The organism is Collinsella sp. AF29-7AC, from assembly GCF_003475665.1.
GTDB lineage: Bacteria > Actinomycetota > Coriobacteriia > Coriobacteriales > Coriobacteriaceae > Collinsella.
In genome coordinates this window covers 7,110-33,354 of record NZ_QRQX01000021.1, presented here as the reverse complement: position 1 = coordinate 33,354, position 26,245 = coordinate 7,110, and the positions used below count along the sequence as shown (strand labels likewise).

Below are 26,245 nucleotides of genomic sequence, written 5' to 3'. Positions count from 1 at the left end.
GTTCCGCTATGCGGTTGTCAATTTGCGAAAGAAATTATGCGTCACCCAGTTGTCTGTCCCACGGACTTACTGTTCGCTCTTCGCGAGTGCCTGATCGATCAGTTTGTTGAGCGCCTCGCGCTGCTCAGCGGAGTTGATGCCGCCCATGATCGGCTCTCCCACAATGTTACCGTTCTGGTCGATCACGTAGGTGGTCGGGAACGAGTACAGGTTGGAGGTGAACTTTCCGGCCTCGCTGTCCGACTTAAACCAGATGTTCTTATACGTTACGCCCTTCTTGGAAAGCACGTCCTTGGCATCGGCCACCTCGTCTTTGTTGCCATCGAGCGTAAAGGAATTAACGCCCACGACCTGGCCGCCCTTCTCGGCAAGCTCCTTGTTGAGCTTCTCCAGATCGCCCAGCTCTCCCACGCACGGCTTGCAGGTGGTAAACCAGAAGTTCATGACGGTGACCTTGTTCTTGGAGAACAGCTCGTCGCTGTTTACATCGTTGCCGTCCAAGTCCTTGCCCTTAAAGCTGGGGAACTTCGTCTCCCCGCTCTCGCCGTTGGTCATGCCCGCGGTCGAGGCATCGACACTCTCCCCCTCGCCGGGCGTGCTGCCACATCCGGGGAACTCCTTCTCCAGCGCCATGAGCTTGTCCTCGATCTCCTTGACCTGCTGCGCGCCGGCCTTAAGCGTCTTAAGCTCGTCAGCCGCAAACTGATCCTTGGCGCCCTCGATGGTATCGAGCAAGAAGTCACCGTAGTTCTTGCCGTCCTCAATCATGGGAGTGTCTTTGTTGGCCGCAAGGAACACCTTTTCCCATAGGGCGTTATCGCTCGCAAAGATCTCGTTTTCCTTTTGCAGCAGCTGCTGGTACAGCTTGGCCGCCTCCTCGGCGCTCGACGGCTTTTGTGCCACAAGCTCGGCAATCTGCGCATCGCCGCTCGTGGCATCCTTCGCGTCGCCCTTGGGGGCAGAGCACGCCGCGAGAGTCAGCGCCAGCACGGGCAGCATCAACAGAGCCGCAATTTTTGACAGTTTCATGGTTCCTCCGTTTATATCGAAACTTATATAGGTACCTATTTGTTTTCGCGGGCTTGCGTGGACTGCGCGGGTTTGTCGCCCGTCACACCCAGCCCGTAGCGAAAGCTAATAGCATCGACGGGGCACGCGCCCACGCATTTGCCGCAACGAATGCACTCGGCATGGTCGGGCGTACGCGTAACGTCCACGTCCATCTGGCACACCTTGGCGCACTTGCCGCACGAGACGCATTTACAATGATCGACCTGAATCCCCAGCAACGACACCTTGTTCATGAGTGCATAAAATGCGCCGAGGGGGCAAATCCATTTACAGAAGGGGCGGTAGAACAGCACGCTCAGCACCGCAACCACAATGAGGATCGCGAGCTTCCAGGTAAAGAGCTTTCCCAGCGCAGAGCGGATTCCCATGTTCATGATGGACAGCGGAATCGCGCCCTCGAGCACACCCTGCGGGCAGATGTACTTGCAAAAGAACGGGTCGCCCATACCCACATCGTTAACCACCAAGACGGGCAGCAGCGCCACGGCAAACAGTAGCACGGCATACTTGATGTACGTGAGCGGCTTGAGCTTTTTCGTGGAGAGCTTTTTGCTGGGAATCTTATGCAGAAGCTCTTGCAGCCATCCAAACGGACACAAAAAGCCGCATACAAAACGTCCCAGTAGCACGCCGATCAGAATGAGCGTTCCGGTGACGTAATACGAAAAGCTGAACTTAGACGATCCCACCACCGACTGAAACGACCCGATGGGGCACGCACCCGAGGCCGCTGGACACGAGTAGCAGTTAAGCCCCGGCACGCAGACGGCTTTGCCGGCTCCCTGGTAGATACCGCCCTTGGCAAAGTTAGGCAGGTGAATATTGGTCGCAAGCGTCGCCGCCGCCTGAATCAATCCACGAAATCGCGCTAAAAGATGCGATGCAGTGTTTTTTCTTTTATCCAATTCCGATACACTCCAAGCACAGCCTGATTGCCTTGGCCAGCACGGCATCTGCCTCGCCGCGCATAATTCCAAAGCCAACCATGGCTACCCCAACGATCAGCAAAGCCACCTGCGCCACAGGCTTAATCGCTTTGAACAATCTGACCACTCCTTTCGTTTCGCGACCCATTGGACCATACCGACTATAAAATCCGTGTTAAGCGTGAATGACTATGCAAGGAGAACGTTATGCGCATCTTGGTCGTCGAGGACGAGCGGGCGCTGTGCGATGCGATCGCACGCAGCCTGCGCAACTTGGCCTATAGCGTCGACTGCTGCTACGACGGGCAGCAGGCCCTCGATCTACTCGATGTCGAGACCTTTGATCTTGTCGTGCTCGACCTCAATCTCCCCCATGTCGACGGCATGACCGTGCTCAGGCAACTCAGGACAACTGATTGTGAGACCAAGGTGCTTGTGCTCTCGGCACGTGGCGAGGTCTCCGACAAGGTAGCGGGGCTCGATGCGGGCGCCAACGACTACCTCACCAAGCCGTTCCATCTTGACGAGCTGGCGGCACGCATACGCAGTCTCACGCTCAGGCGCTTTACGCAAAACGACGTTGTTCTAGCCTGTGGATTGTTGAGCTTTGACACCAAGGCGCGCCTCGCCTCCGTGGGCGACGAGCCTCTATCCCTCACGCGCAAGGAGACCGGCATCTTGGAATATCTGATGCTCAACCAGGGGCGACCGGTAAGCCAGGAGGAGCTCATCGACCACGTATGGGATAGCAGTGTCAACAGCTTTAGCAACGCGACCCGCGTGCACATCTCGTCGCTGCGCAAAAAGCTGCGCGGCGCGTTGGGGCACGACCCCATCCGCAACCGAATCGGCGAAGGCTACGTTATGGAGGATGGCAAATGAAGCGGTTGTCGCTGCAGTGGCGCATCACGTTGATGACGGCACTGCTGATATGTTCGACCTGCGTACTTATGAATTGCCTGGTTGGCTACTCCGGCATGCGCTACATGGACTCGATTGGTGCAGAAGCGTCGGCGCACAGCAAGGTGGAGGCGGCCTCGCCCAGCTCATTTGACCCGACAAACAAAGAGCTCGACGACGCGCTGACCATCGTCGTGAACGACGCCCAAGAATCGTTTGGCGCGACGAGCTGGTATATAACTGCGGCGGTGACGCTGCTCGGCGGCGTGCTGGCCTACTTTGTAAGCGGACATGCGCTGCGGCCGTTGCGCTTCTTTGCGACGCAAGTCGAGAGCGTGCGGCCCGACAACCTCGCCGACACAAAAATCAGCGAGGACGTGCCCTCTGAACTCAGGCGCTGCAGCGCGTCGTTTAACGACATGATTGCCCGCCTTGACGAGGGATTTTCCGCACAAAGACAGTTTACGGGCAATGCGGCGCACGAGCTGCGCACGCCACTTGCGCTCATGCAGGCCCAGGTCGAGCTGTTTTGCGCCGAGCACCCCGACGTCGACGCCGATACAGCGAGCCTGCTCGGGCTGCTGCAGGAGCAGACCGAGCGAATGACGCACATGACAAAGACCCTGCTCGAGATGAGCGAGCTGCGCAGTGTCCCTTGCAACGATGTGATTGACCTAGCGCCGATGATCGAAGAAGTGCTCACGGACCTGGCACCCCTTGCCGAGCAAAAAGACATCACGCTTACAAGTGAGGGCGACGCGCAAACGATCGGCAGCGACACGCTGATCTATCGGTTGCTGTTCAACTTGACCGAAAACGCCATACGCTATAGCGCGCCCAACTCGACCGTGCAAATCAACGCCTGCGCCGAAGGCGACCGCGTGCTGCTACGCGTGCGCGACCAGGGGCCGGGCATTCCCGAGCAATACCAGACGAGCATCTTTCAGCCCTTCTATCGCGTCGACAAATCGCGCAGCAGGGCATACGGCGGCGTGGGGCTGGGGCTTGCGCTGGTCTGGGAGATCGCCGCACTTCACGGCGGCTCCATCGAGGTCGAAAAGAGCTCGGAGCGCGGAACGACCATGCTCGTGACTCTTCCCACTCGCGCACTCGGCTCATTAAAATAACGAACGGGATGGCACGCCGCGTGGCGTACCATCCCGCACATAATATCGAGGATGTGACAAAGGGACTGTCCCTTTGTCACATCTGCTAGTTCTCGTCGCCTACCAGCTGAGTTAGCTTACTCCCACTCGACCGTGCCGACGGGCTTCGGCGTGAGGTCGTAGCACACTCGGCAGATGCCGGGAACCTCGGCGGTGACGCGAGCGGTAATACGCTTGAGCAGCGCCCAGTCGAGCTCGGGCACCTCGGCGGTCATGACGTCAACGGTGTTGATGCAGCGGATGATGCAGGGCCAGTCGTAGGCGCGCTTACCCTCGCGCACGCCGGTGGCGCGGAAGTCGGGCACGACGGCAAAATACTGCCAGATGGTCAGACCTGCCTTGTCGATCTCCTCGCGCACGATGGCGTCGGCTTCGCGCAGCGCCTCAAGACGGTCGCGGGTGATGGCGCCAAGGCAGCGGACGCCCAGGCCAGGACCGGGGAACGGCTGACGCTCAACCATGTTCTCGGGCAGGCCGAGCTCGCGGCCCACGACGCGCACCTCGTCCTTGTACAGCAGCTTGACGGGCTCGCAGAGCTCAAACTGCAGGTCATCGGGCAGGCCGCCCACGTTGTGGTGAGCCTTCACGCCATCCTGGGACTCCAGGATGTCGGGATAGATGGTGCCCTGGGCGAGGAAGCTAACCTCGTCGCCAACCTTGCGGGCCTCCTCCTCGAACACGCGAATGAACTCGGCGCCGATAATCTTACGCTTGGCCTCGGGCTCCTCGACGTCCACGAGCTTATCCAGGAAGCGATCAGTCGCGTCAACATAGACCAGGTTGGCGTCCATCTGGTTCTTGAAGACGTCGACGACCTGCTCGCTCTCGCCCTTGCGCATCAGGCCGTGGTTCACGTGCACGCAGATGAGTTGCTTGCCGATGGCCTTGATGAGCAAGGCCGCGACAACCGAGCTGTCAACGCCGCCCGAAAGGGCCAGCAGGACCTTCTTGTCGCCGATCTGCTCGCGGATTGCAGCGACCTGCTCTTCGATGAACGCCTGGGCAAGTTCGGGAGTGGTGATACGCACCATGTCGTCGGGACGCTTGTTGGGATCCATGCAGAGCTCCTTTTCGGTTCGATGGGAATGCGTTACACGTATGCAAACGCACCGTCACATGACCTCATTATATGCAGAACGAGATGCGTTTCCCATCGCTGCGACAGAGCTTTTTACAGGGGTGGTATTTTTTCCTAATGTCGAGGTCAGCTAGGCTTCGGTAGCCACCTTGGGAGCATCGCCAATAGACTCTTCCTTTATACGTTCGGCACAATCGTAGGCGATACCCACAAATTCAAGTCCCGAGCAACAGGAGTACAATTGCTGCTATTGTTGCCAGCTGTTGGGAGATGGAAGATGGACTGCGATGGCTACCCATGCGTTCCCATGCCGTTGATGTGCACTGCCTTTGTGCCGGGGCAGATGGACGCTGCGGTTGCAGGCATTTCCGACCCCGATTCGCGCGCCATTGCCACGGCAGAAGCGCTGTACTTTCGCGGACAGGCCACCCTTGCTGCCAAGACGGCGCGCCCCTATCTTGACGCCACCGATCCCGCACTGCGCTATTCCGCATGCTTTATCTGCGGATACGCCAGTCTGTCGCTCAACCGTATCGCCGACGCCCGCCGGTGCCTTGCGGGCATCCTCGATACGCCAACTGACGAGGAATCGCCCGCCGTCCACGCCACGCATATCCTGTTCGCCTCGGCCGCGAGCGTCCTGCTGCACTTGCCTTCCCCGTATTCTGCCGAAGAGTTTTATCCGCTTGCGGCGCATCTGCCCGAAGGCCTGCGCTTGTTCGCCAGCTACGTGATGGCGCATGCCCTGTACCTGCGCGGCGAATATGGCCGCAGTCTGGGCATGGCGGAAAACGCCCTAATTATGAAACAGGGAAGCTATCCCATCTCGGAACTGTTCCTGCACCTGGCAGCTTCCATGGCATACATGAGTCTCAAAGACGTCGACGCCGCAAAAGCGCATTTTGGCGCCGCTTGGGACATTGCGCGCCCCGACGGCCTCATCGAGCTCATCGGCGAGCACCACGGCCTTTTACAGGGGCTCATCGAGGCGTGCCTAAAAACGCAATACCCTGACGATTTCGCGCGCATCATCGAGATCACGTACCGCTTCAGCTACGGCTGGCGGCGCATCCACAACCCCGATTCGGGCGAGGACGTGGCCGACGATCTAACGACCACGGAATTCACCATGGCCATGCTCGCCTGTCGTGGGTGGACCAACGCCGAAATCGCACGCCATATGGGAGTATCGCCGGGCACCGTCAAAAACCGCCTATCCGGCGTATACGCAAAGCTTGGCATCGGCACACGCGCCGAGCTGGTCGCGCATATGTTGCGTTAGCGACCGGGCTGCCAAGCGCATCGAACGCGTTCCGGAACCCGGCGCTTCGCTCGATCAATTTGGACATTTTGGCCATCGAACGGCACTACCGCCACGAAGCGTCTTCTCGCAAAATTGGATTATTTCCACCGATATTTGCGGGATGGGAGCCCAAGATGCTTGATCGCCGTTCGTTACTTGTTGCTGGAGCGTCCTCGCTGGCGAGCATCATGTTGCCTCGCGTGCCGGGAAGCGAAAATGCCTTCCTGCTGCCGTTCGCGCCCACCGCGGCCTATGCCGACGAAGAAGATCCCTTCAAGGTGCTCGTTCTCTCGCGCACCATGTTTGGTGTAGTCGTGGTCGACGTCGCCAACAAGAATACGCCCATCGCAGGTGCCCAGGTCACGCTCACATCGCGCTATGCCGTAGGCAAGCAGCTCACCGCCACGACCGATGACGAAGGCACGGCCATCTTTGAGGTCGCCCCTCTTTCGGAAGACTACGTGGACGAGGCAACGCTTCTCGACGCGTACGACTTTAACGGCGGCATCTCCATTAGCATGGCGGGCTACCGCGATGTCGAGATTCCCCTTGCGCGTATCCAGGGCGGCACCGCCATAACCGCACCCACACGTCCGCTGTCCGACGGCGAGCCGTACTTCCGCCAGCTCACATTCGACGAATGGGACATCCAGTACGCTGATGCCACGTTCATGGCATTGCCGAAGGACGACGCGGCAAACGACCAACCCGACACGCATGCCTTTATTGTACAGGCACATCTGCCACAGGGTGGACAGGCAACGCTGCACATCAACAAGGTAATGCCCGCCACGGGTAGCTCGCCCGAAACCGTCACGCAGATCGGCCAGATCAAGGCCAGCGCATCAGGCGCGGATAATCTGGCGACGTTCACACTCGAAGACAAGTTTCTCGACGCGGCATCGGGCCTTCTGGAGGAAGGGTGCAAGCTGCGCTTTGTCCTCGACTATCAGGGCAAAACCTACACGCTCTCATCCCCCATGGCCGTTGTCACCGCGCCGGCCGCAAAGGCGGAATCGGGCTCGACCACTATCGTCCCCACTACCATGGACCAAGAGGTCACTCCGTTTGATTTCCCCGCATCGTTTCCCGGCATCGGTGGTAATAAGTTCACGTGTTGGATGCCCACATTTCCGATCCTCTTCGATTTCTCGTTTGCTGGATACGTGCTGTTTGGCGGAGGATACAAACCAGCCAGCTATATGAACGATTCGGGCAATCCTGATCCGGAGTACTGGAAGAAGTCACCGCGTGAGTCGGGCGCCAAGCAGGCAAACCGCTACCTCGACGAGATGGAGGGGAAGTGGAATCAGTACAAGAGTATGAGTGCCGGTTCGGGTACCGATCCAAGAAACACCAAGCTCCTTCGCCACCATTGCACACTGCTGTTTACGATGGATATCGCCACGCAGCTGTACGGATCGCTCGCCTACGACTGGGTGGGCAAAACCTGGGGTGATAACAACGACCCTGCATACGGCAATATTAAGGCCCTCTTCCAGGTAAGAACCGACCTCAATTGGACCGAGCAGTTTACCCTGGGACCAGTGCCGTTTTTCCTAAACGTCAACCCCTGGGTGCTAGCGAAGCTGGCGCTCGCCGTGGGCGCCCACACGCACGGTAGCGGCGCGGCGTTTTTCAAGAACATTTCGCTCGACTATTCCAACACGTCGGGCTCGTTCACCATCCAGATCGGACTTGCCGTCACCTTTGGAGCCGGCGTTGCAGGCGTCGCCTCGTCTGCCGTGCGCGGCGCCGCATCCCTCACGCTGTTCATTGGGTACGAGAAGGCAGATGGACACCCGCTTCCGCGACTGCGCGTAGGTGCAGACGTCGATGTCGATGTGATACTCCAGTTCGTTATGTTCAAGTGGACCACCAAGGCTTGGTCGGGATCGTGGCCCACACTCGCCGATTCGTGGAATATGTCGGTGAACAACGGCGACCAGTATGTACTCCAGCGCTCTGAGCTGGCCTTGGGTGGAGATACGCCTTATACGCTGAACGCCTGCTTCGGCTCGGGCGGCAACGCCGAGGCAGGTGGTGTGCCGCAGTTTATCGCGTCGGCCACCATCGTCACCAACGCCGAGCTGCTCGCACGCGCCGAGGTTAAGGCCACTGCCGTAAACGCCGCGCCTGTCGTGCGCGATTGGGATCAAGCGGTCACGCGCATTGAGCTCGAAGCGGATGCAGAAAGCGACGACACGGGACAGATCGAGCATTTCGTCCATGCACTGATAGAGAACGACGAAAACGCCGCGTCGATGTATGCGTACACCCATATCGGGCAGGCGAAGGACGCCGCTGCGGACCCCAACGCCAATTCTGCCGGCGTGTCGGAAGACGAGCGTGGCGGTATCAAGCCCTCGAACGACAACGTGCTGTTTACTGGCGTGCTCAGCGAAGCTCACATGAAGCTGGCAATGATTGCCGGCGTAGAATGCCTGTTCCGTATCGCCTCGGTGCGCTACGGCGACAATGGCCGCTCGCGCCTGGTGGTGCACACAAAGGCAAACGGCACGTGGTCCGCTCCCGCGCCCGTGGACTTTCCCCTTGGGTTTGGCGAGGGCGACGTGGAGCGCGACGGCATATACGATTACGACTTCGACGTGGTGGAATATACGGACGGAAGAGGAAACCAGGACGCCTACGTGCTGCTGGTCTCGGGCGAGCGCCCCGCCGGCGACAACACCCTTTTCGATACGGCAAGCACAGCCGGCATACTGTCCGTCGTGCGTCTGCGCATAAGTAATGACGAGATCCGCGTGGTGTCGCATACGTCATGGCGCAGCATCTCGCGCGGCCGCCTGCAAGAGGATGGCTACCATTGCCTGCAGTGCCCGCGTATCACGGTAGGCAAGGCGCTGGTCAACGGACGCCTGTCGGGTGCCTACCTCCACCGCCGCGGAGCCACCGCAGAGAAGGCGCTCAGCAGCGAGGCTGAGGTTGCGCTGGAGTGCTTCACCCTGTGGTCGGACGTTTCGGGCGACAGCCTGACGTTCCGCCAAGTTCTCCGCTTTCCGCAAGCACCGTCGAGTATCGAGCTGGGCGAGCCCGAAAATATCAACGGCAAAATGGTGGTGCCCGTTGCGTACGAGACCGCAGACGGCTGCGGCTGCGCATCGTACGCCGTGATTGGCCAGTCCATTGCGGGCTGGGGCGTTATGTCACCAGACGCCACGGTACCCCGTGCGGTGCCGTGGCCACAACATTCGGGCTTTTTGGCAACCGTCAACGAGCAACTGCAGCATGTTACTTGGACGCGAGGTGCATCGGCATTTGCAACGCAGCCCGTGGGTGCCGCAGGCTGTGGCCCGGCATCGTTTAGCGTGAGCAACAACGGCAGGTGCGTGCTCTATGTAGAGAACACCGATGGCAAGGTGGGACAAACCTACGACGAAGAAGGCAACCCGGTAGCAGTGATGGGCAAGCACTTCCGCATCTTCGCCAGCACCTTGGCAGGCGATCTGTTCACGGAGCCGTTCGTGATGTGCGAGCTGGACCATCCCGTCGATCAGATAACGACATTTTTGACGTCGGGAGGCATGCTCTCCGCGCTCGCCACGCACATTGTGAGCGCGGAGAAGAGCGAGGCAGAGCTGCACGGTATCGAAGTGCCTCTGGTGGCGTGTGCCACTCCGACGGGCGCGGTCGCTACCTCGGGCGCGGTGGTGCCCGGAGCAGCAGGCGAATTCTTCATGGTCACGGTGCGAAACGACGGCAACACTTTGCTGACTGCCGGCACGATCGATCTGTACCGAGAGGGCTCCAGCCAACCGTTCTCCAGCGCATCCATCGGATTCGGAGCGAACGTACGCATGGCTTCGATCTACGATCCAGAGCTTGCCGAGGATGCTTCGACCAATGATATGGCACGCGTGAAGTACGCGCTCGAGACGCTGGGCGCACGTTTTGCAACGCACCCGCTGGTTGCCGACAACGGCAACGCCGTGCTGGCACCGGGTTGCACGGCACAGTTCCGCATGAGCTTCGCCATCCCCGAGAGCTGGAGCGACGAAGTGGGCAAGCGCGTCACGCTGTATGCGAAGGCGCGTAATCTCGTGGCGCTCGATCCCGTAACGCTCGAGGAGATCCGACCGGGCGCAAACTCGGCGCTGGGTGCCGTTCTGCACGAGCTTCATGTGCCCGACGCGGCATGCGAACGCTCGGAAGTGCAGGTCGGCGTATGCGACAGCGCGGATACGACAGGACTTCACGACGCCCCGATGACAGTAGACGGCGATGGTGGCTCGAGTGGCGGCGGTACTGACGGGGGCGGCTCCGGCAGAAGCAGCTCCGGCAGTGGCAAGGACCACGGCAATAACAAGCGCTCCGGAAAAGCGGGCGCGCTTGCGGGCACGGGCGACAGCAACGTCCCCCTAACCGCAGCCGCAGCAGCGCTCGCCGCAGTTGGTGCCGGCCTTGTCGCCTACAGCGCCCGCCGCACGGCGCTCGAAAAAGACACCGCCAATGAGGTCGATTCGGATAGGCCTCGCTAGCTTCTAGTTACTTTTGTGTGAGACGCCGACTCGGCTCATCGAACATCAAAATGGGCTGGTTCTGGATACCCAGAGCCAGCCCATTACGCATTAAATGTCGTCAGATGAGTCGAGTTCTGCCTCGATCTTGGCGCGACGCTTTTTCGCCGAGAAAAACGTTGCGCACAGGACAGCAAACGTGGCCGCGAAAATCGTCGCACCGCAGAACACGCCCGTGGCCAGGTTCGCCAACCAAAAGACGCTTTCGAGCGGTACGATCTGCGCCTCAGCGATACAGCGCATTGCGGCAACAACAAGCGCGAACGCGGCGCTTATGGAAACCATGTTCGCCATCGCCATGTGGACATAACAATTTCGATTCGCTATTCAAACTTACTCGGACAGAACCGACTCGGTTTTATCCGAGTAAACTCGAGCATAAACTTATTCATGCGATACAATTAACTCGGACAAAACCGAGTCGGAAGGAACCGAGTAAGTGGAATTCATTGGCAGGGAGCTTGAACTCGCCCGTATTAAGAAAACACTCAATGCGCCCGAGCAGCGCAATGTTCTCATTTACGGAAGGCGTCGCGTCGGCAAAAGCGAACTCATCAAGCAGGCGTTAATCGATTTGGCAGACACCGCAACGGTCTACTACGAGTGCCGCCAAACCTCCGAGGCAGACAACCTCAAGAGTCTGTCCGCCCTTGCTGCTGAAGCGCTAAGCTTTCCTCCGCTCGCCTTCACGGGCATCCGCGAGCTCATCGAATTTCTGTTTGCCCAAGCCAAAGACAAGAACATTACCCTCGTTCTCGACGAATACCCCTACTTGAGAGATGCGGTTAAAGGCTTAGACAGCATTCTCCAGACCTCAATCGACGCTCACAGGGAAGACTCACGGTTAAACATTGTCCTGTGCGGCTCCTACGTTGAGATTATGAAATCTCTCATCGAGCATGAAAGCCCCCTCTACGGGCGAATTGATCTCGCGCTTGAGCTTAAGCCCATGGATTACTTTGACGCTGCAAAGTTCTATCCCGCGTTCTCACCCGAGGACAAGGTGCGGCTCTATAGCGTTTTTGGCGGCATCCCCTTTTACAATCGCCTCATCGATCAGTCCCAAAGCGTACGCGACAATATCATCGAGCTCGTCACAGAACCTGGCGCCCGCTTAGAAAGCGAAGTACCGTCCTATCTCAACGCCGAGATCTCGAAGATGACCAACGCCAACGAAGTTTTCGGGGCTCTCGCACAAGGTTACTCCCGTTGGGGGGACGTGCTGGCACAGTCGCACGTCTCGAGCGGTCCGGCCATGGCAGACGTACTCGACAAGCTCATGTCACTCGAAATCGTCCAAAAGCGTGCACCCATCAACGACCCTACGAATAAGCGCAAGTCTGGCTACTTTGTGGTGGACCCACTTTCGCTCTTTTACTATCGCTACGTCTTCCGCAATGCTTCTGCGCGTCAGCTGCTCGACCCGGAAGTCTTCTATGATCGTCACGTCTCCCAAGACTTCGAGGAAAACTACACTCCACATATGTTCGAGGAGATCTGCCGTCAATACCTCGTGCGGCAAAACAGGACTGGCAAGATCGAACCGGCTTTCGATGCCATAGGCAAGTACTGGTACGACGATCCCGCAAACAAAACGAGCGGCGAATTCGATGTGGTAACGCAAGACCCCGAGGGCTACGCATTCTACGAAGCAAAGTTCCACAAATCCCCCGTCACGCAAAAAATGGTCGACGAGGAAATCACCCAAGTCGAGGCAACGGGGCTCAAGTGCCATCGCTACGGATTCTTCTCCCGTTCGGGCTTCGAAGCTGACGAAAGCGATCGAACCGTATTCATCGATCTGCCGCAGATGTTTGAATAGGACAGACCCCACCCGCATCCCAAGCATCCATTATCTAATCGAACGATTGTTCGATGGAATTCGTGTTGGTTGGAATCGTCTGTGGGCTGGGCTATGCTACCTTGACTATCTATATGACTTAAACGCAGCAAAGGAGCACCGAGAGAGCGAGTATGGCAAAAAACACCGCAAACTATGGTAACGACAGTATCCGCCAGCTCAAGGACGAGGAGCGCGTACGCCTACGCCCCGCCGTCATCTTTGGCTCGGACGGACTCGACGGTTGCGCGCATGCCGCCTTCGAAATCCTGTCCAACGCCGTTGACGAGGCGCGCCAGGGCTACGGCAAGCTCATCACCCTCACCGCCTTTCGCGATGGCTCCATTCAGGTAGAGGACAACGGCCGCGGCTGCCCACTCGACTGGAACCCTTCCGAGAAGCGCTTTAACTGGGAGCTCGTCTTTTGCGAGCTCTACGCCGGCGGCAAGTACAACAACAACCAGGGCGGCGACTACGACTTCTCGCTCGGCACCAACGGCCTGGGCTCGTGCGCGACCCAGTACGCTTCCGAGTACATGGACGTCACCGTTTGGCGCGACGGTAACAAGTACTCTCTGCACTTTAAGAAAGGCAAGGTCGTCGGCGCCAAAAAGAAGGCGCTCGAGATCGAGCCCAGCGACGAGGACCGCACCGGTACCACCATCAAGTGGCGCCCCGATCTTGAGGTCTTTACCTCCATCAGCATTCCCCACGACTGGTATCGCGAGACCATGCGCCGCCAGGCCGTGGTCAACGCCAACGTGACCTTCCGCCTGCGCATCGAGGGCGACGACGGCGAGTTTTCCGAAGAGGATTTTTGCTACCCCAAGGGTATCGAGGACTATGTGCTCGAGAAGGTCGGTACCGACTACCTTACTGAGCCCTTCTTTATCGAGGCCGACCGCCGCGGTCGCGACCGCGAGGACCTGCCCGACTACAACGTAAAGATCACCGCGTGCATGTGCTTCTCGCGCACCTTCATGATGCAGGAGTATTACCACAACTCATCGTGGCTCGAGAACGGCGGCTCGCCCGAGAAGGCGGCCCGTAGCGCTCTGACCAGCGCCATCGATGCCTACATCAAGCAACAGGGCAAGTACAACAAAAACGAGAGCGGCATTAAGTGGCAAGACGTCCAGGACTGCCTGGTACTGGTGACCAACTGCTTCTCCACCCAGACGTCCTACGAAAACCAGACCAAGAAGGCCATCAACAACCGCTTTATCCAGCAGGCGATGACAGCATTCTTTAAGGAGCGCCTCTCGACCTATCTGATCGAGAACAAAGACGCCGCCAACAAGATCATGGAGCAGGTGCTCATCAACAAGCGCTCGCGTGAGAATGCCGAAAAGACGCGCCAGAGCATCAAGACCAACCTGCAGCAAAAGACCGACATGGCCAACCGCGTGCAAAAGTTCATCGATTGCCGCTCCAAAGACAAGAGCCGCCGCGAGATCTACATCGTAGAGGGCGACTCGGCAGCAGGCGCCATTCGCACCTCGCGCGATGCCGAGTTCCAGGGCGTCATGCCCGTCCGCGGCAAGATCCTCAACTGCCTAAAGGAAGATTATCCGCGCATCTTTAAGTCCGACATCATCATGGACCTTATGCGCGTGCTGGGCTGCGGCGTGGAGATCAAGGACAAGCGCATCAAGAACCTTGGTGCCTTTGACCTTGACAACCTCAACTGGAACAAGGTCATCATCTGTACGGACGCCGACGTCGACGGCTATCACATCCGCACGCTCGTGCTCACCATGCTCTATCGACTGGTGCCCACGCTTATCGACGAGGGCTACGTCTATATCGCCGAGTCGCCGCTCTACGAGATCAATTGCAAAGAGAAGACTTACTTTGCCTACACCGAGCTCGAGAAGAACGGCATCCTTAAAGAGATCGGCGACCAAAAGTGCTCCATCAACCGCTCCAAGGGTCTTGGTGAGAACGATCCGGACATGATGTGGCTCACCACCATGAACCCCGAGACGCGCCGCCTGATCAAGGTGGAGCCCGAGGACGTCACCAAGATGGAAACCATGTTCAACCTGTTGCTGGGCAACGACGAGGCGGGCCGTAAGCGCCACATCTCCGAGCACGGCAAGGAATACCTGGACCAGCTGGACCTGCAATAGTAGCAAATCGATAACGACGGCCCATAAGAAGTTCAAGAGGAAATCGTGGCAAAGAAAAAGACGAAGAACCAGCCAAAGAAAAAGCAGGTCAACGCCGAGAACGTCATCGGCCTGCACTCCGAGGTCACCGACCAGCCGATCACGCAGACGCTCGAGGTCAACTACATGCCCTACGCTATGAGCGTCAACGTCTCGCGTGCATTCCCCGAGATCGACGGCTTTAAGCCCTCGCACCGCAAGCTGCTCTACACCATGTACAAGATGGGTCTGCTCAAGGGCGAGCGCCAGAAGAGCGCCAACATCGTGGGCCAGACCATGAAGCTCAACCCACACGGCGATGCCGCGATCTACGAAACGATGGTGCGCCTGGCCACCGGCAACGAGGCACTGCTCGCGCCGTTCGTTGAGTCGAAGGGCAACTTCGGCAAGTATTATTCGGGCGACCTGAGCTACGCCGCCTCGCGTTACACCGAGGCCAAGCTCTCCCCCATCAGCGCCGAGATCTTCAAGGACATCGACAAGGACCCGGTCGACTTCGTCGACAGCTACGACGGCGCCATGAAGGAGCCGCGCCTGCTGCCCACCACGTTCCCCAACATCCTCGTCTCGGCCAACAAGGGCATCGGCGTCGCCATGGCTTCTGACATCTGCGGTTTCAACCTCAACGAGGTCTGCACCGCCACAATGCACTACCTGCAGGATCCCGACTGCGACCTGCTCGAGTACATGCCCATGCCCGACTTCTCGACCGGCGGCGAGATTATCTACCGCCGCGAGGAGATGGAAAAGATCATCGAGACCGGCCTTGGCAGCTTCCAGATTCGCTCCCGCTGGCGCTGGATTCCCGAAGAGCGCATCATCGAGGTCTACGAGATTCCCTACACCACCAAGACCGATGTCATCATCGAGCGCATTGTCAAGCTCTCCAAGGAGGGCAAGGTCAAAGAGATCGCCGACATCCGCGACGAGACCGACCTTTCGGGCCTGCGCATCGCCATCGACCTTAAGCGCGGTGTCGACCCCGACAAGCTCATGGCCAAGCTCTATCGCTCAACCACGCTGCAGGATTCGTTCTCGTGCAACTTCAACGTGCTGGTCGACGGCTACCCCCGCGTTATGGGCGTGCGCCAGATCCTGCACGAGTGGGTCAAGTGGCGTATTGAGTCCACGCGTCGCCGTATTAACTTTGACCTGGGCAAAAAGTCCGAGCGCCTGCACCTGCTGCACGGCCTTGAGGCGATCCTGCTCGACATCGACAAGGCCATCGCCATCATCCGTGGCACCAAGCTCGAAGCCGAGGTTGTGCCCAACCTTATGAAGGGTTTCGACATCGACGAGACCCAGGCAGAGTTTGTTGCCGAGCTCAAGCTCCGCAACATCAACGAGGAGTACATCCTCAACCGCACCAAGGACATTGCCAAGCTCGAGGGTGAGATCGCCGAACTCGAGGAGATCCTTTCGAGCGAGAACAATATCAAGAAGGTCATCAGCGACGAGCTGGCCGCGGTCAACAAGAAGTATGTGATGCCGCGCCGCACGGGCAGGATCGAACCCCACGAGGTTATCGAGGTAAGCTTGGAGCCCGAGGTCGAGGAGTACCCGGTGACCATCATGCTCTCGCGCGATGGCTACCTTAAGAAGATGACGGACCGCGTGCTCAAGAAGGCTGCTACGCTCAAGTACAAGGACGGCGACAAACCCTTTATCGAGTTCCCGTCCTCCAACACCCACGAGCTGCTGGTCTTTACCAACAAGAGCCAGGTGTACAAGTGCAAGGTCGCGGCGTTTGAGGATACCAAGTCGGCCCAGCTGGGCTCGTATCTTCCGACCGATCTTGAGATGGAACCCGACGAGAGTGTCATCTGGGTCATCGACCCCGAGGACTACAAGGCCGACGTGCTGTTTGTCTTTGAGAACGGCCGCGTGGTGCGCGTCGCACTTTCTGGATACGTCACCAAGACCAACCGCAAGCGCCTCAAGAACGCCATCTATGGTGGCAGCAAGCTGCTGTATGCCCAGGTGCTCAAGGAAGATCGCGACATCGCGCTGGTCTCGAGCGACTATCGTTTGATGAACTTCAACACGTCGCTGCTCAAGACCAAGACGACCACCAACACGCAGGGCGTCCAGGCTTTCACGGCCAAGAAGGGCCGCTCGGTCACCACCGTCGGCACGACCGAGGAGATTCTTGGCGCCGGCGTCTCGGCTGAGAAGTTCACCGCGCAGAGCCTGCCTTCTGCCGGTGCCCTCATGAAGGAAAACGACATGCCGAGCCTGTTTGACTAAAACAACGGTGGCCAAACCGTCATGGTTGCACAAAGCAGCGGGGCCCGGAGCGCAGCAATATCGCGCTCCGGGCCCCGCTCGTTGCAACGTATATCATATGCCCCACACGGGAATCGCTTGGACATCCTTGGTAATAAGGTATGGATCCGGGGTTTGACAGACAACATGTCCAAACCCAATTTCATAGCCGGTCAGGCCCTCGAGACAGGAATAATTCTTTACCGCATCTTTGCCCACCGTGGCTGACATCTTCACCTCGACGGGATGGAGAATATGGCCCTCTTGGATGAGCAAATCAATTTCGCGCTTCTTTTGGTCTCGATAGAACCATACGTCGCGAAGGCTCTTCCCCGCGTTCATAAAGCTCTTCAAAATTTCCGAGACAACGAACGTCTCAAATATATGCCCCGCCGCAGCCCCGTTGCGCAATTGCTCCGGCGTTATCCACCTCGTTAGATGACAAACAAGACCTGTATCCATAAAGAATATCTTAGGGGTCTTGGTCAGACGCTTATCGACATTAGGCCAAAAGGGCTCGACAATCCGAACGATGTTCGACGCTTGCAAAACCGAGAGCCAAGCCTTCACCGTCTTACGGTCGACGTCAACAGTGTTTCCAATATCGGTGACATTTAACAGTTGCCCCGTTCTCGCATCTCGTGCAAACGTTAATTGGTCAAAATCGGGAGCGCTACTCCCGATTTTCACTCACAGTCTTCTGTCTGATTCTGGGCCCAGCAGAGTCTCGGAGATAGCCGAGGCTTACTCGCCAAGGAGCTTGCCTCCCATGGCAATGAGTCTCTTCAATGATGACGATACGGAATCTTCCCGCACCGTCTTGAGTCATTAGCAAAAGTTGCAAAAATTAGCAAAACTTGCACAGGAGCTACCATGGAGTACAGCAAGAACCCCTTTACCCCAACATTTGGAAGCGTCCCTCCCTTTCTAGCGGGTCGCGAGCATATCCTGCGTGACATCAACCGTGGCTTTATCAATGGCCCGGGAGATCCCAACCTGTCGACCATTTTTACTGGCGCAAGGGGAACGGGCAAGACGGCGCTTCTCTCGCTCCTTTCAGAAACGGCGCTTGAGCACGACTGGATCGCAGCAAATGTCTCCGCCATGCCAGGCATGCTCGAAGATATTATCGAGCGAACCAAAGAAGCCGCAGATAGCTACCTCTCACAGCCTCACGCGCGCATAAACGGCGTTCAAATTGGTCCAGCGGGCATCGATTGGACATATGCTCAAGAGGCCCAGGGCAACTGGCGCACGCGCATGAATGGCATCTTCAAGCAACTCGAAAAACATGACATCGGACTTCTCATCACCATCGATGAAGTCACCGTCGATCTCGAAGAAATGCTTCAATTTGCCTCTGTTTACCAGCACTTTGTACGCGAAGGTAAAAAAGTTGCCCTACTCATGGCAGGACTGCCCTACAAAGTATCGGCGCTACTGCGCAACGATTCCGTCTCGTTCCTCAGACGCTCCCAGTATCATCAGCTGGGACGAATCACTGATGTTGAGATTGCAAATGCATTTCGTAAAACCATTGAAGCAGGAGGACGCTCAATCACGCCAGAAGCGCTCGAGGACGCCGTGAAGGCCGTCGACGGATTTCCCTACATGATGCAGCTCGTCGGATATCGCACTTGGGATGTTTCGGAAAACTCGCCCCAAATCAGTACATCCGATGTCCGGCAGGGTTCTCTGCTTGCCCGTATGGAGCTACGCGATCGTATTCTCGAAACGACCTATCGAGAGCTTTCTGACAAAGACATTGAGTTTTTGCTCGCGATGCTGCCCGATTCTGGCCCCAGCAGGGTCTCAGAAATTGCCAAGCGTATGGGCGTCGCCAGCAACTATGCAAGTCAATACAAACGCCGCCTCCTCGAGGACGGCGTTATCGGGGAACGTGGACGTGGCCTCGTCGGCTTCGACATCCCCGCGTTCAGGGAGTTCCTGAGCGAGAAGGCCTCCTAGCGCGCCAAGATTGTCCGCAAGGACTTCAACGCATGGCAATCAGCAATCCTCTTGGTAAGGGCAGCAAGCATTTCAGCTAGTGTTGATTGCCATGCGTTCTTCTTGCCCTTAGGCCAGCTTGCGAGCGAGCTCGCGCACCTCTTTCAACTTGGGCGATGAGGCCATGCTGTCGCGCTCGGTCATGCCGCTAATGGTGACAATGCCCTGGTCCTCCCACTTGCAGTACGCGCAGGCTGACTTGTACATAGCGATAGCCGCATCATAGACGCCCTCGCTGTGGCTATCGAGCAAAAGGGCCGTCTTGGTGAACGGGAAGCCCGTGGCACCGAAGGCGTACAGACGGTCGATGGCGGCCTTTTCCTGCGCGGTGATATCAAACCAGTAGATAGGCGAAGCGAAGACGACCATATCTGCGTCTTTCAGCGACTCGATCACGTTGGCCATATCATCCTTCTGCACGCAGACGCCCTCATGGGCAAAGCAGTACTGACATCCCAAGCAGCCGGCGATCTTCTTGCTGGCAACGCGGACGACCTCGACCGCATTGCCGCCCTCACGCGCGGTCTCGGCAAACGCCTCGACCATGGTGTCGGTATTGGCGCCCTTACGCGGGCTGCCGCTCAATACAACGATATTCATAGGATTCCCTCTCCTTCATGCTGCAGGCGCGCAGCATTTTTTCTTGTAACCAAAACAAATGGGGTTAATCAATCGCCAGCAGGCCATATCTCTTGCTCAAGTTCCCTAAAGAAGCTCAAGGCGATTGCGATTGCCTTATACAACATCGAAAACCAAAGAGGGGCCATAGCAACGTCGCCCGCCTGAAATGGCACGCTGTCAAGATCAACTACGGGGATCGTGGCGAGTCGATACCGCCCGCATGCCTCCTTCGGAATAGGCACTGAGCAGCTCCTGGGCGTGAGCGAACTCGGGTCCCCGCCTCCAACCAAGTAGGCGGTTGACCGCGAGATTTCCCTGGACGTTGTGGACGAAGAGCAGATAGGCGTCCTCGCGCGAAAGCCCAGTCTCCTCCATGATCGAGGGAACCATCTGCTCGGCGCCGCGCTCGACGACGCGCTGTGCCACCCGGGCGTACGCGTCGTCATCCGAGTAGAGCAGATAATAGTCATCGTTTGCCGGCGGACGCTGGCAGAGGGCACCCGCCTCCGTTCCCTCGAGCGGCGGCACCGCCGCCAAGGCCTCGTCGATAAGCGCGTCGAGCAGGGCGAACTTGTCCTCGTAGTGCAGATAGAACGTGCCACGGTTAATATCGGCACGGCGGCAGATATCCGCTACCGTCATCTTCGCGAAGCCGACCTCGGCCAGCAGCGCGAAGAACGCCTCCCGTATGACCGAGAGTGTATAGCGTCGGCGACGATCGATCTTCCCCGCTTCCATTACCCCTCCAATTGCAACGCTCGACAATGCCCGGCAAACGCTCGTTTATCGACAGCAAGCCGAAGCTGTTCATTGCTCTTAAGCAAATCGACATGGATACTTTTTATAGACACGTGTTTATAATAGCTGAAAGAAGGTATCCAGTGACCCTGTACGAGCAGCTCGTTATCGAGCTCACCAACCGATCGTTTTCCCTTCATGCCGCCTACCGCAGCGGCAGCACGCCCTATGAGCTGAGTGACCGCGAGCCCGAGCCCTACGACCAGCAAATCGAGGACTTCGCCCGTATGATCGAAGAAGCCGATTGCGTGCTGGTGGGCGGGGCCTCCGGGCTCTCCGCGGCGGGCGGCGGCGACTTCTACTACGAGGACAACGCGACCTATCGCAAGCATTTCGGCAAATTCGCCGAGCGTTACGGTTTCAAGGGCGCTTTCGAGGGGTCGTTCTACCGCTGGCCCACCGCCGAGGCGCGCTGGGGATACCTCGCCACCTTCCTCGACACCACGCTCAACGCCCCGCTGCGCAAGCCCTACAAGGACCTCGACGCCATTCTCGCCGAGAAGGATTTCTTCGTGCTCACCACCAACCAGGACACGCAGTTTGTGAAGCTCTATCCCTGGGAGAAAGTGGCAGAGATCCAAGGCGACCACCGCTTCTTTCAGTGCTCCCGCTGTTGCACCGACGCGGTGTGGGATACGGTCGAGCCGGTCTCCAACATGGTAGAGGCCATGGGAGACGGCCTTGAGGTTCCGACAGAGCTCGTGCCGCGCTGCCCGCACTGCGGGGCAGAGGCGTTCCCCTGGGTTCGCGGCTACGGCAACTTCCTGCAGGGCGAACTCTACGAGGAGCAGTACCGCAAGGTGTCCGAATGGCTCGACGCGCACGCACGGCAGAGGATCCTCTTCCTCGAGCTGGGTGTGGGCCGCATGACGCCCGCGTTTATCCAGGAGCCGTTCTGGGCCCTCACGGCGCAGTTACCGCAGGCCAGCTACATCGCCGTAAACAACAAGACGCAGTTTCTCCCCCGCGCGATCGAGGATCGGGGGCTCGCCGTTCGCGCCGACATCGCCGACGTGCTCGCCGACGTGCGCAAGACGCTGGGGAGGTAGCGCATGGAGACGGCGAAAGCAGTTCGCATAGGCAGGGCGCTAGCCGAAGCGGATCTTGTCATCATCGGCGCTAGCAACGGACTCGACATGGCGGAGGGGCTCAACCTTTTCTGCGCCGATGCTCATTTCCAAGAGGCGTACGGGGACCTCGCCCAGGCAGACGGCATCGGCTGCATACTGCAGGGGCTCGCTTCCCCGGATGCCAGCGTGCGACGCCGATGGGCCGAGCGGTTCCATCAAAAGGAGTATCTCGAATATGAGCCCGGCTCGCTCATGAACGGGCTGCGGCGTCTTACGGAGCACGCCGACACCTTCGTGGTCACATGCAACATCGACGGGCACTTCGCGCGCGCCGGGTTCGACGAGGAGCGCGTGCTCGAGACTGAGGGGAGCACGCGCACGTCGGTTGACGAGCGGCGCCTCGCCCATCCAGACGCCCTCGCCATGGCCCAGCTCGACGAGCTCGCGCGTCTTGTGCAAGCCCATCGCAACGGCAGGGTCGCCATCCTCGAACTTGGCGTGGGACTGCACAACGGCGTCATAAAGCGCATGCTCGCCCAGATCGCGAACGCCTGCGAGCACGCCACCTACATCGTGTTCAACTACGGCCAGGCCATGACGCCCGACGCTTCGTGCGAAACGATTCTCGTTGACGGCGATATGGCCCCGGCTTTCGAGGAGATCGCCCGATGCCACCCCTAGAAAGAGAAGCGCGTAGGCTTCGAAGCCTTATCGACGATGCCGACGCCATCATCGTCGGCATCGGCTCGGGCATGTCGAGCGCCGCCGGGTTCAACCATTACAACCGCGCGGGCATGGCGCGCGCAGGAATGGCGGACTGGCAGCAAACCTTTGGCTTCAAGAGCCTTTTCGACGGCTTCTACCACCTCTACCCCAGCCTCGAGCAGCAATGGGCATACTATGCGCGATACATCGACTTCATGCTGCGCGAGCTGGCCTCGCAGCCCTATCTCGACCTACGGTCCCTCATCGGCCATAAGGACTACTTCATCCTGAGCACCAATGTAGACACCCAAGTCGAGAAGACGTTTCCCACCGAGAGTATCTGCAACTATCAGGGAAGCTTCGCGCACCTTCAATGCAAGCAGCCATGCTGCGACGAGCTCTCCGAGGCGAGCCCCTACGTCGAGCGCATGCTCGCGGGCATGGCGGGGTTCGAGGTCCGCAGCGAGGATGTCCCCCGATGCCCGCACTGCGGCTGGCAGCTTGTGCCGTGGGTGCGCGACGACACGTTTCTGCAGGGTGCGGCATGGCGCGAGAGCCTCGGACGATACGAGCGCTTCGTGCGCGAGCGCAGCGATCGCCGCGTGCTGTTGCTGGAGCTCGGCGTGGGCGAGATGACCCCCGGCATCATCACGCTCCCGTTCTGGAGCATGACCGCGAAGCTGCCGGATGCGCACCTTTTGAGCGTAAACATCTCGGGCGGCTCGGCTCCGCTGCAGCTTGGAAGCAAGGCAGGGGCGATCCAGGCCGATTTGGGCGCCCTGCTCTCGGCGGCGCGGGCAGGTGGCGAGTAACGCGGAGCGGTAGACGCGCAATGAGGTTTTAGCCGCAGCCTCCGAACGAGAGGGCTCGGAGGCTGGTATTCCTGAATCGCAGGTCACGATGGGTTATCGGAATCGCGAAGAGCGGATACCGCCAGTAAGCCCCCTTCGGAATAGGCGTTGAGCAGCTCCTGGGCATGGGCGGACTCGGGGCCTCGTCGATAAGCGCATCGAGCAGCGCGTACTTATCCTCGTAATGCAGATAGAACGTTCCCCGGTTGATCTCGGCGCGGCGGCAGATGTCCGCCACCGTCATCTTCGCGAAGCCGACCTCGGCCAACAGCGCGAAGAACGCCTCCCGTATGACCGAGAGGGTGTAGCGCCGCCGGCGGTCGATCTTGGTTTCTCCCATCGCCTCTCCAATCTGAGTCGTTTGACAATGTCCAGTAGCTGTTCGTTTATCGACAGGTGCACGCGTTTGTTCATTGCCCCTGCGAAAATCAACAAGGATACTGTTTATAGACACCTGTTTTTTATAGCTGAAAGGGAGCACGGATGACCCTGTGCGAGAAGCTCGGCATCGGGCTTGTCAGCCGATCGTTTTCCCATCGGGCCGTCTATCGAAACGGCGGCACGTCATACGATTTGAGCGATTGCGAGCCTGCTGCTTGCAAGCAAGATATCGAGGCTTTTGCCCGCAAGGTGGGGGAGGCTGATTGCGTGTTTACGGGAGAGGCAGGTAGGCAGGCGTTATGAGCATCTGCATCAAAAATCAGATTCAGAATATGAATATCGTCATCGGCTGCACGGTGGGGTGTCCATATTGCTATGCCCGTAACAATGTGAAACGTTGGCATATGATTGACGACTTCGCTGATCCTGCGTTCTTCCCGAGCAAGCTCAAGATGATGGAAAAGAAACGCCCGCAGAACTTTCTCCTTACCGGCATGAGCGATCTCTCCGGGTGGAAGCTGGAATGGCGAGACGAGGTATTTGCAAAGATCCATGAGAATCCACAGCATCAGTTCCTGTTCCTGACCAAGAGACCCGATTTGCTGGATTTAGATACCGACCTGGAAAACGCATGGTTCGGCGTTACGGTGACGAGGAAAGCGGAGCTGTGGCGTATCGACGCCCTTCGGAAAAACGTCAAAGCAAATCACTTCTTCGTTACTTTTGAGCCGCTATTCGACGATCCCGGTACGGTCGACCTTTCCGGAATCAACTGGATCGTCGTCGGCACCATGACCGGGACGCAGAGCAGGAAGGTTCATACGGAACCGGAGTGGGCATGGTCTTTGACGGACCAGGCGCACGCGCTTGGCATTCCAATGTTTATGAAGGAAGACCTCGTCTCTGTCATAGGGGACGAAAACATGATTCAGGAATTGCCGGAAGAATTCGAAAGAGTGCTGGAGGTGCAGAGAACATGGCGGAAGTGATCGATGGAATCCTCATCAATGAGGTGGAAGCAAAGAACATCATGACCAAGTCCAGCCTGCCGGTAGGCGGCTACTCGGTCAATCCCTATGTAGGCTGCACGCATGCCTGCAAGTATTGCTATGCCTCCTTTATGAAGCGCTTTACCGGACACAAGGAGGAATGGGGCACCTTTCTTGATGTGAAGCATTGGCCGGAAATCAAGAATCCGAAGAAATACGCTGGACAGCGGGTGGTTATCGGTTCTGTGACGGATGGCTACAATCCACAGGAGGAGCGATTCGGGAATACCAGGAAACTCCTGGAGCAGCTGATTAGCAGCGATGCAGATATTCTGATCTGCACAAAGTCCGATCTTGTGGTACGGGATATCGATCTGCTGAAGAGGCTTGGACGAGTGACCGTTTCATGGTCGATCAACACGCTGGATGAGAACTTCAAGAACGATATGGACTCCGCGTCGAGCGTCGAGCGTCGTATCGCTGCTATGAAGCAGGTGTATGACGAAGGTATCCGTACGGTCTGCTTCGTGTCCCCGGTATTTCCCGGCATCACGGATTTTGAGATGATTTTTGAGCGAGTAAAGGATCGGTGCGATTTGTTTTGGCTCGAAAATCTCAATCTTCGGGGTGGTTTCAAAAAAGCGATCCTGGATTATATCGCCGAGAAACATCCCAATCTCGTACCGCTTTACGATGAGATCTATAACAAGCGCAACCGTAGCTATTTTGAAGCGCTTGAAGTAAAAGCCGAGGAAATGGCCAAGAAGTACGATTGCCCCTTTGTGGACAACGAAATGCCTTATGGCAGAGTCCCCCAGGGGCATCCGGTGATCGTGGACTACTTCTATCACGAGGAAGTCCGAGGGTCAGATAATAGCGGAAAAAGAAATCGTTAAACGGAAACCGACGACGATTCGCTCGAGCGATTAGCGTCCACGCGTGGCTTCTGCCGATTGGCGCAACGGGCGACGGATTAAGGGATCGCTCGGGCGGATGATCCCGCTGCAGTACAGGCGGTCGCTCAATTTAGCGGCATGAGCGTTTTCGCACGGAAAACCAGTATCCCCTGTGCCGAGTTTAATCGTAGCGAATACAATGGGCACTGAGCATCAATCGAAAGTAGTCAAGAGCCTTTTCGACGGCTTCTACCACCTCTACCCCAGCCTCGAGCAGCAATGGGCCTACTACGCGCGATACATCGACTTCACGCTGCGCGAGCCGGCCTCGCAGCCCTATCTCGACCTACGGTCCCTCATCGGCCATAAGGACTACTTCATCCTGAGCACCAATGTAGACACCCAAGTCGAGAAGACGTTTCCCACCGAGAGTATCTGCAACTATCAGGGAAGCTTCGCGCACCTTCAATGCAAGCAGCCATGCTGCGACGAGCTCTTCGAGGCGAGCCCCTACGTCGAGCGCATGCTCGCGGGCATGGCGGGGTTCGAGGTCCTCAGCGAGGATATCCCCCGATGCCCGCATTGCGGCTGGCAGCTTGTACCGTGGGTGCGCGACGACACGTTTCTGCAGGGTGCGGCCTGGCGCGAGAGCCTCGGACGATACGAGCA

General features: G+C 58.1%; 23 protein-coding genes and 1 pseudogene. 15 read left to right on the top strand and 9 right to left on the bottom strand.

All coding sequences use genetic code 11. The features are described from left to right. Positions 1-66: 66 nt before the first annotated feature. From DWZ15_RS08845 to DWZ15_RS10900, 3 genes are read right to left on the bottom strand one after another with little or no spacing between them, the layout of a single operon-like run. On the bottom strand, positions 67-1,029 hold the full coding sequence (locus DWZ15_RS08845) for a redoxin domain-containing protein (RefSeq protein WP_117635847.1): 963 nt from the start codon (positions 1,027-1,029) through the stop codon (positions 67-69). Positions 1,030-1,064: 35 nt separating this feature from the next. After that, positions 1,065-1,976: a 4Fe-4S binding protein gene (locus tag DWZ15_RS08840; RefSeq protein WP_233544757.1), complete on the bottom strand. Its 912-nt coding sequence runs from the start codon at positions 1,974-1,976 to the stop codon at positions 1,065-1,067. Further along, complete coding sequence (locus tag DWZ15_RS10900; RefSeq protein WP_055252401.1) at positions 1,969-2,145, bottom strand: CD1871A family CXXC motif-containing protein; 177 nt, start codon at positions 2,143-2,145, stop codon at positions 1,969-1,971. Before DWZ15_RS10900 ends, DWZ15_RS08840 begins: the two co-directional genes overlap by 8 nt. 59 nt (positions 2,146-2,204) lie before the next feature. On the opposite strand from DWZ15_RS10900, the gene DWZ15_RS08830 reads away from it, so the two are divergent. Together DWZ15_RS08830 and DWZ15_RS08825 are read left to right on the top strand one after the other, a co-directional pair. Continuing rightward, positions 2,205-2,879 (top strand): response regulator transcription factor, encoded by a 675-nt coding sequence (locus DWZ15_RS08830; protein ID WP_118450531.1) that lies wholly within the window; start codon positions 2,205-2,207, stop codon positions 2,877-2,879. Beyond that, positions 2,876-4,024 (top strand): HAMP domain-containing sensor histidine kinase, encoded by a 1,149-nt coding sequence (locus DWZ15_RS08825; RefSeq protein WP_055252403.1) that lies wholly within the window; start codon positions 2,876-2,878, stop codon positions 4,022-4,024. Before DWZ15_RS08830 ends, DWZ15_RS08825 begins: the two co-directional genes overlap by 4 nt. 116 nt (positions 4,025-4,140) lie before the next feature. On the opposite strand, the gene guaA is transcribed toward DWZ15_RS08825, so the two are convergent. Continuing rightward, a complete protein-coding gene (guaA, locus tag DWZ15_RS08820) occupies positions 4,141-5,121 on the bottom strand; it encodes a glutamine-hydrolyzing GMP synthase (protein ID WP_082435590.1) in 981 nt (326 codons plus the stop codon). A 297-nt stretch (positions 5,122-5,418) separates the two neighbouring features. On the opposite strand from guaA, the gene DWZ15_RS10585 reads away from it, so the two are divergent. Beyond that, positions 5,419-6,423, top strand: coding sequence for a helix-turn-helix transcriptional regulator (locus tag DWZ15_RS10585; protein WP_055252404.1), 1,005 nt, complete (start codon positions 5,419-5,421; stop codon positions 6,421-6,423). A gap of 155 nt (positions 6,424-6,578) precedes the next feature. After that, entirely contained in the window at positions 6,579-10,943 is a 4,365-nt protein-coding gene (locus DWZ15_RS08810) for a hypothetical protein (protein WP_118450529.1), read from the top strand. 90 nt (positions 10,944-11,033) lie between these two features. Here the strand turns inward: DWZ15_RS08810 and DWZ15_RS08805 are convergent, their stop codons facing one another. Beyond that, positions 11,034-11,267 (bottom strand): hypothetical protein, encoded by a 234-nt coding sequence (locus tag DWZ15_RS08805; protein ID WP_147352331.1) that lies wholly within the window; start codon positions 11,265-11,267, stop codon positions 11,034-11,036. 154 nt (positions 11,268-11,421) lie between these two features. On the opposite strand from DWZ15_RS08805, the gene DWZ15_RS08800 reads away from it, so the two are divergent. The 3 genes from DWZ15_RS08800 (at position 11,422) to DWZ15_RS08790 (ending at position 17,240) form a co-directional block, all read left to right on the top strand. Further along, positions 11,422-12,804, top strand: a complete 1,383-nt coding sequence (locus tag DWZ15_RS08800; RefSeq protein WP_118450525.1) for an ATP-binding protein — start codon at positions 11,422-11,424, stop codon at positions 12,802-12,804. A 152-nt stretch (positions 12,805-12,956) separates the two neighbouring features. Beyond that, positions 12,957-14,954 (top strand): type IIA DNA topoisomerase subunit B, encoded by a 1,998-nt coding sequence (locus DWZ15_RS08795; RefSeq protein WP_117820832.1) that lies wholly within the window; start codon positions 12,957-12,959, stop codon positions 14,952-14,954. A gap of 45 nt (positions 14,955-14,999) precedes the next feature. Beyond that, the gene (locus DWZ15_RS08790) at positions 15,000-17,240 is read left to right on the top strand and encodes a DNA gyrase subunit A (protein ID WP_118450523.1); all 2,241 of its coding nucleotides are present in this window, start codon (positions 15,000-15,002) and stop codon (positions 17,238-17,240) included. Positions 17,241-17,333: 93 nt separating this feature from the next. On the opposite strand, the gene DWZ15_RS08785 is transcribed toward DWZ15_RS08790, so the two are convergent. Then, the gene (locus DWZ15_RS08785; protein WP_233544751.1) at positions 17,334-17,948 is read right to left on the bottom strand and encodes a DUF4143 domain-containing protein; all 615 of its coding nucleotides are present in this window, start codon (positions 17,946-17,948) and stop codon (positions 17,334-17,336) included. A 183-nt stretch (positions 17,949-18,131) separates the two neighbouring features. On the opposite strand from DWZ15_RS08785, the gene DWZ15_RS08780 reads away from it, so the two are divergent. Next, positions 18,132-19,226 (top strand): ATP-binding protein, encoded by a 1,095-nt coding sequence (locus tag DWZ15_RS08780; protein WP_118450521.1) that lies wholly within the window; start codon positions 18,132-18,134, stop codon positions 19,224-19,226. A 108-nt stretch (positions 19,227-19,334) separates the two neighbouring features. Here the strand turns inward: DWZ15_RS08780 and DWZ15_RS08775 are convergent, their stop codons facing one another. Both DWZ15_RS08775 and DWZ15_RS08770 read right to left on the bottom strand, forming a co-directional pair. Next, positions 19,335-19,865 (bottom strand): flavodoxin family protein, encoded by a 531-nt coding sequence (locus DWZ15_RS08775; protein WP_118450519.1) that lies wholly within the window; start codon positions 19,863-19,865, stop codon positions 19,335-19,337. Positions 19,866-20,069: 204 nt separating this feature from the next. Next, a complete protein-coding gene (locus DWZ15_RS08770) occupies positions 20,070-20,624 on the bottom strand; it encodes a TetR/AcrR family transcriptional regulator (protein ID WP_118450517.1) in 555 nt (184 codons plus the stop codon). A gap of 92 nt (positions 20,625-20,716) precedes the next feature. On the opposite strand from DWZ15_RS08770, the gene DWZ15_RS08765 reads away from it, so the two are divergent. From DWZ15_RS08765 to DWZ15_RS08755, 3 genes are all read left to right on the top strand, one after another. Beyond that, entirely contained in the window at positions 20,717-21,733 is a 1,017-nt protein-coding gene (locus DWZ15_RS08765) for an NAD-dependent protein deacetylase (RefSeq protein ID WP_118450535.1), read from the top strand. Positions 21,734-21,820: 87 nt separating this feature from the next. Next, positions 21,821-22,435 carry a hypothetical protein gene (locus DWZ15_RS08760; RefSeq protein WP_147352330.1) on the top strand — a complete coding sequence of 205 codons (615 nt, stop codon included), beginning with the start codon at positions 21,821-21,823 and terminating at the stop codon, positions 22,433-22,435. Beyond that, positions 22,423-23,271, top strand: coding sequence for an NAD-dependent protein deacetylase, SIR2 family (locus tag DWZ15_RS08755; RefSeq protein ID WP_118450513.1), 849 nt, complete (start codon positions 22,423-22,425; stop codon positions 23,269-23,271). Before DWZ15_RS08760 ends, DWZ15_RS08755 begins: the two co-directional genes overlap by 13 nt. 28 nt (positions 23,272-23,299) lie before the next feature. Here the strand turns inward: DWZ15_RS08755 and DWZ15_RS08750 are convergent, their stop codons facing one another. Next, on the bottom strand, positions 23,300-23,650 hold the full coding sequence (locus tag DWZ15_RS08750; RefSeq protein WP_118450511.1) for a TetR/AcrR family transcriptional regulator: 351 nt from the start codon (positions 23,648-23,650) through the stop codon (positions 23,300-23,302). Positions 23,651-23,793: 143 nt separating this feature from the next. On the opposite strand from DWZ15_RS08750, the gene DWZ15_RS08745 reads away from it, so the two are divergent. The 4 genes and pseudogenes from DWZ15_RS08745 to DWZ15_RS08730 all read left to right on the top strand — a co-directional run. Then, positions 23,794-23,994, top strand: coding sequence for a hypothetical protein (locus DWZ15_RS08745; protein WP_089572807.1), 201 nt, complete (start codon positions 23,794-23,796; stop codon positions 23,992-23,994). Next, positions 23,991-24,680 (top strand): radical SAM mobile pair protein A, encoded by a 690-nt coding sequence (locus DWZ15_RS08740; RefSeq protein ID WP_117645873.1) that lies wholly within the window; start codon positions 23,991-23,993, stop codon positions 24,678-24,680. Before DWZ15_RS08745 ends, DWZ15_RS08740 begins: the two co-directional genes overlap by 4 nt. Continuing rightward, on the top strand, positions 24,668-25,576 hold the full coding sequence (locus tag DWZ15_RS08735) for a radical SAM mobile pair protein B (RefSeq protein ID WP_118450509.1): 909 nt from the start codon (positions 24,668-24,670) through the stop codon (positions 25,574-25,576). Before DWZ15_RS08740 ends, DWZ15_RS08735 begins: the two co-directional genes overlap by 13 nt. Positions 25,577-25,775: 199 nt before the next feature. Then, positions 25,776-26,245 (top strand): annotated as a pseudogene (locus DWZ15_RS08730) (hypothetical protein); the annotation flags it as partial.

Excerpts from the sequence above, each read along its gene's own strand:
- DWZ15_RS08845 (WP_117635847.1), bottom strand. The coding sequence starts at position 1,029 with ATGAAACTGTCAAAAATTGCGGCTCTGTTGATGCTGCCCGTGCTGGCG.
- DWZ15_RS10900 (WP_055252401.1), bottom strand. The coding sequence starts at position 2,145 with ATGGGTCGCGAAACGAAAGGAGTGGTCAGATTGTTCAAAGCGATTAAG.
- DWZ15_RS08830 (WP_118450531.1), top strand. The coding sequence starts at position 2,205 with ATGCGCATCTTGGTCGTCGAGGACGAGCGGGCGCTGTGCGATGCGATC.
- DWZ15_RS08825 (WP_055252403.1), top strand. The coding sequence starts at position 2,876 with ATGAAGCGGTTGTCGCTGCAGTGGCGCATCACGTTGATGACGGCACTG.
- guaA (WP_082435590.1), bottom strand. The coding sequence starts at position 5,121 with ATGGATCCCAACAAGCGTCCCGACGACATGGTGCGTATCACCACTCCC.
- DWZ15_RS10585 (WP_055252404.1), top strand. The coding sequence starts at position 5,419 with ATGGACTGCGATGGCTACCCATGCGTTCCCATGCCGTTGATGTGCACT.
- DWZ15_RS08810 (WP_118450529.1), top strand. The coding sequence starts at position 6,579 with ATGCTTGATCGCCGTTCGTTACTTGTTGCTGGAGCGTCCTCGCTGGCG.
- DWZ15_RS08805 (WP_147352331.1), bottom strand. The coding sequence starts at position 11,267 with ATGGTTTCCATAAGCGCCGCGTTCGCGCTTGTTGTTGCCGCAATGCGC.
- DWZ15_RS08795 (WP_117820832.1), top strand. The coding sequence starts at position 12,957 with ATGGCAAAAAACACCGCAAACTATGGTAACGACAGTATCCGCCAGCTC.
- DWZ15_RS08780 (WP_118450521.1), top strand. The coding sequence starts at position 18,132 with ATGGAGTACAGCAAGAACCCCTTTACCCCAACATTTGGAAGCGTCCCT.
- DWZ15_RS08775 (WP_118450519.1), bottom strand. The coding sequence starts at position 19,865 with ATGAATATCGTTGTATTGAGCGGCAGCCCGCGTAAGGGCGCCAATACC.
- DWZ15_RS08770 (WP_118450517.1), bottom strand. The coding sequence starts at position 20,624 with ATGGAAGCGGGGAAGATCGATCGTCGCCGACGCTATACACTCTCGGTC.
- DWZ15_RS08765 (WP_118450535.1), top strand. The coding sequence starts at position 20,717 with ATGGATACTTTTTATAGACACGTGTTTATAATAGCTGAAAGAAGGTAT.
- DWZ15_RS08760 (WP_147352330.1), top strand. The coding sequence starts at position 21,821 with ATGGCGGAGGGGCTCAACCTTTTCTGCGCCGATGCTCATTTCCAAGAG.
- DWZ15_RS08755 (WP_118450513.1), top strand. The coding sequence starts at position 22,423 with ATGCCACCCCTAGAAAGAGAAGCGCGTAGGCTTCGAAGCCTTATCGAC.
- DWZ15_RS08750 (WP_118450511.1), bottom strand. The coding sequence starts at position 23,650 with ATGGGAGAAACCAAGATCGACCGCCGGCGGCGCTACACCCTCTCGGTC.
- DWZ15_RS08745 (WP_089572807.1), top strand. The coding sequence starts at position 23,794 with ATGACCCTGTGCGAGAAGCTCGGCATCGGGCTTGTCAGCCGATCGTTT.
- DWZ15_RS08740 (WP_117645873.1), top strand. The coding sequence starts at position 23,991 with ATGAGCATCTGCATCAAAAATCAGATTCAGAATATGAATATCGTCATC.
- DWZ15_RS08735 (WP_118450509.1), top strand. The coding sequence starts at position 24,668 with ATGGCGGAAGTGATCGATGGAATCCTCATCAATGAGGTGGAAGCAAAG.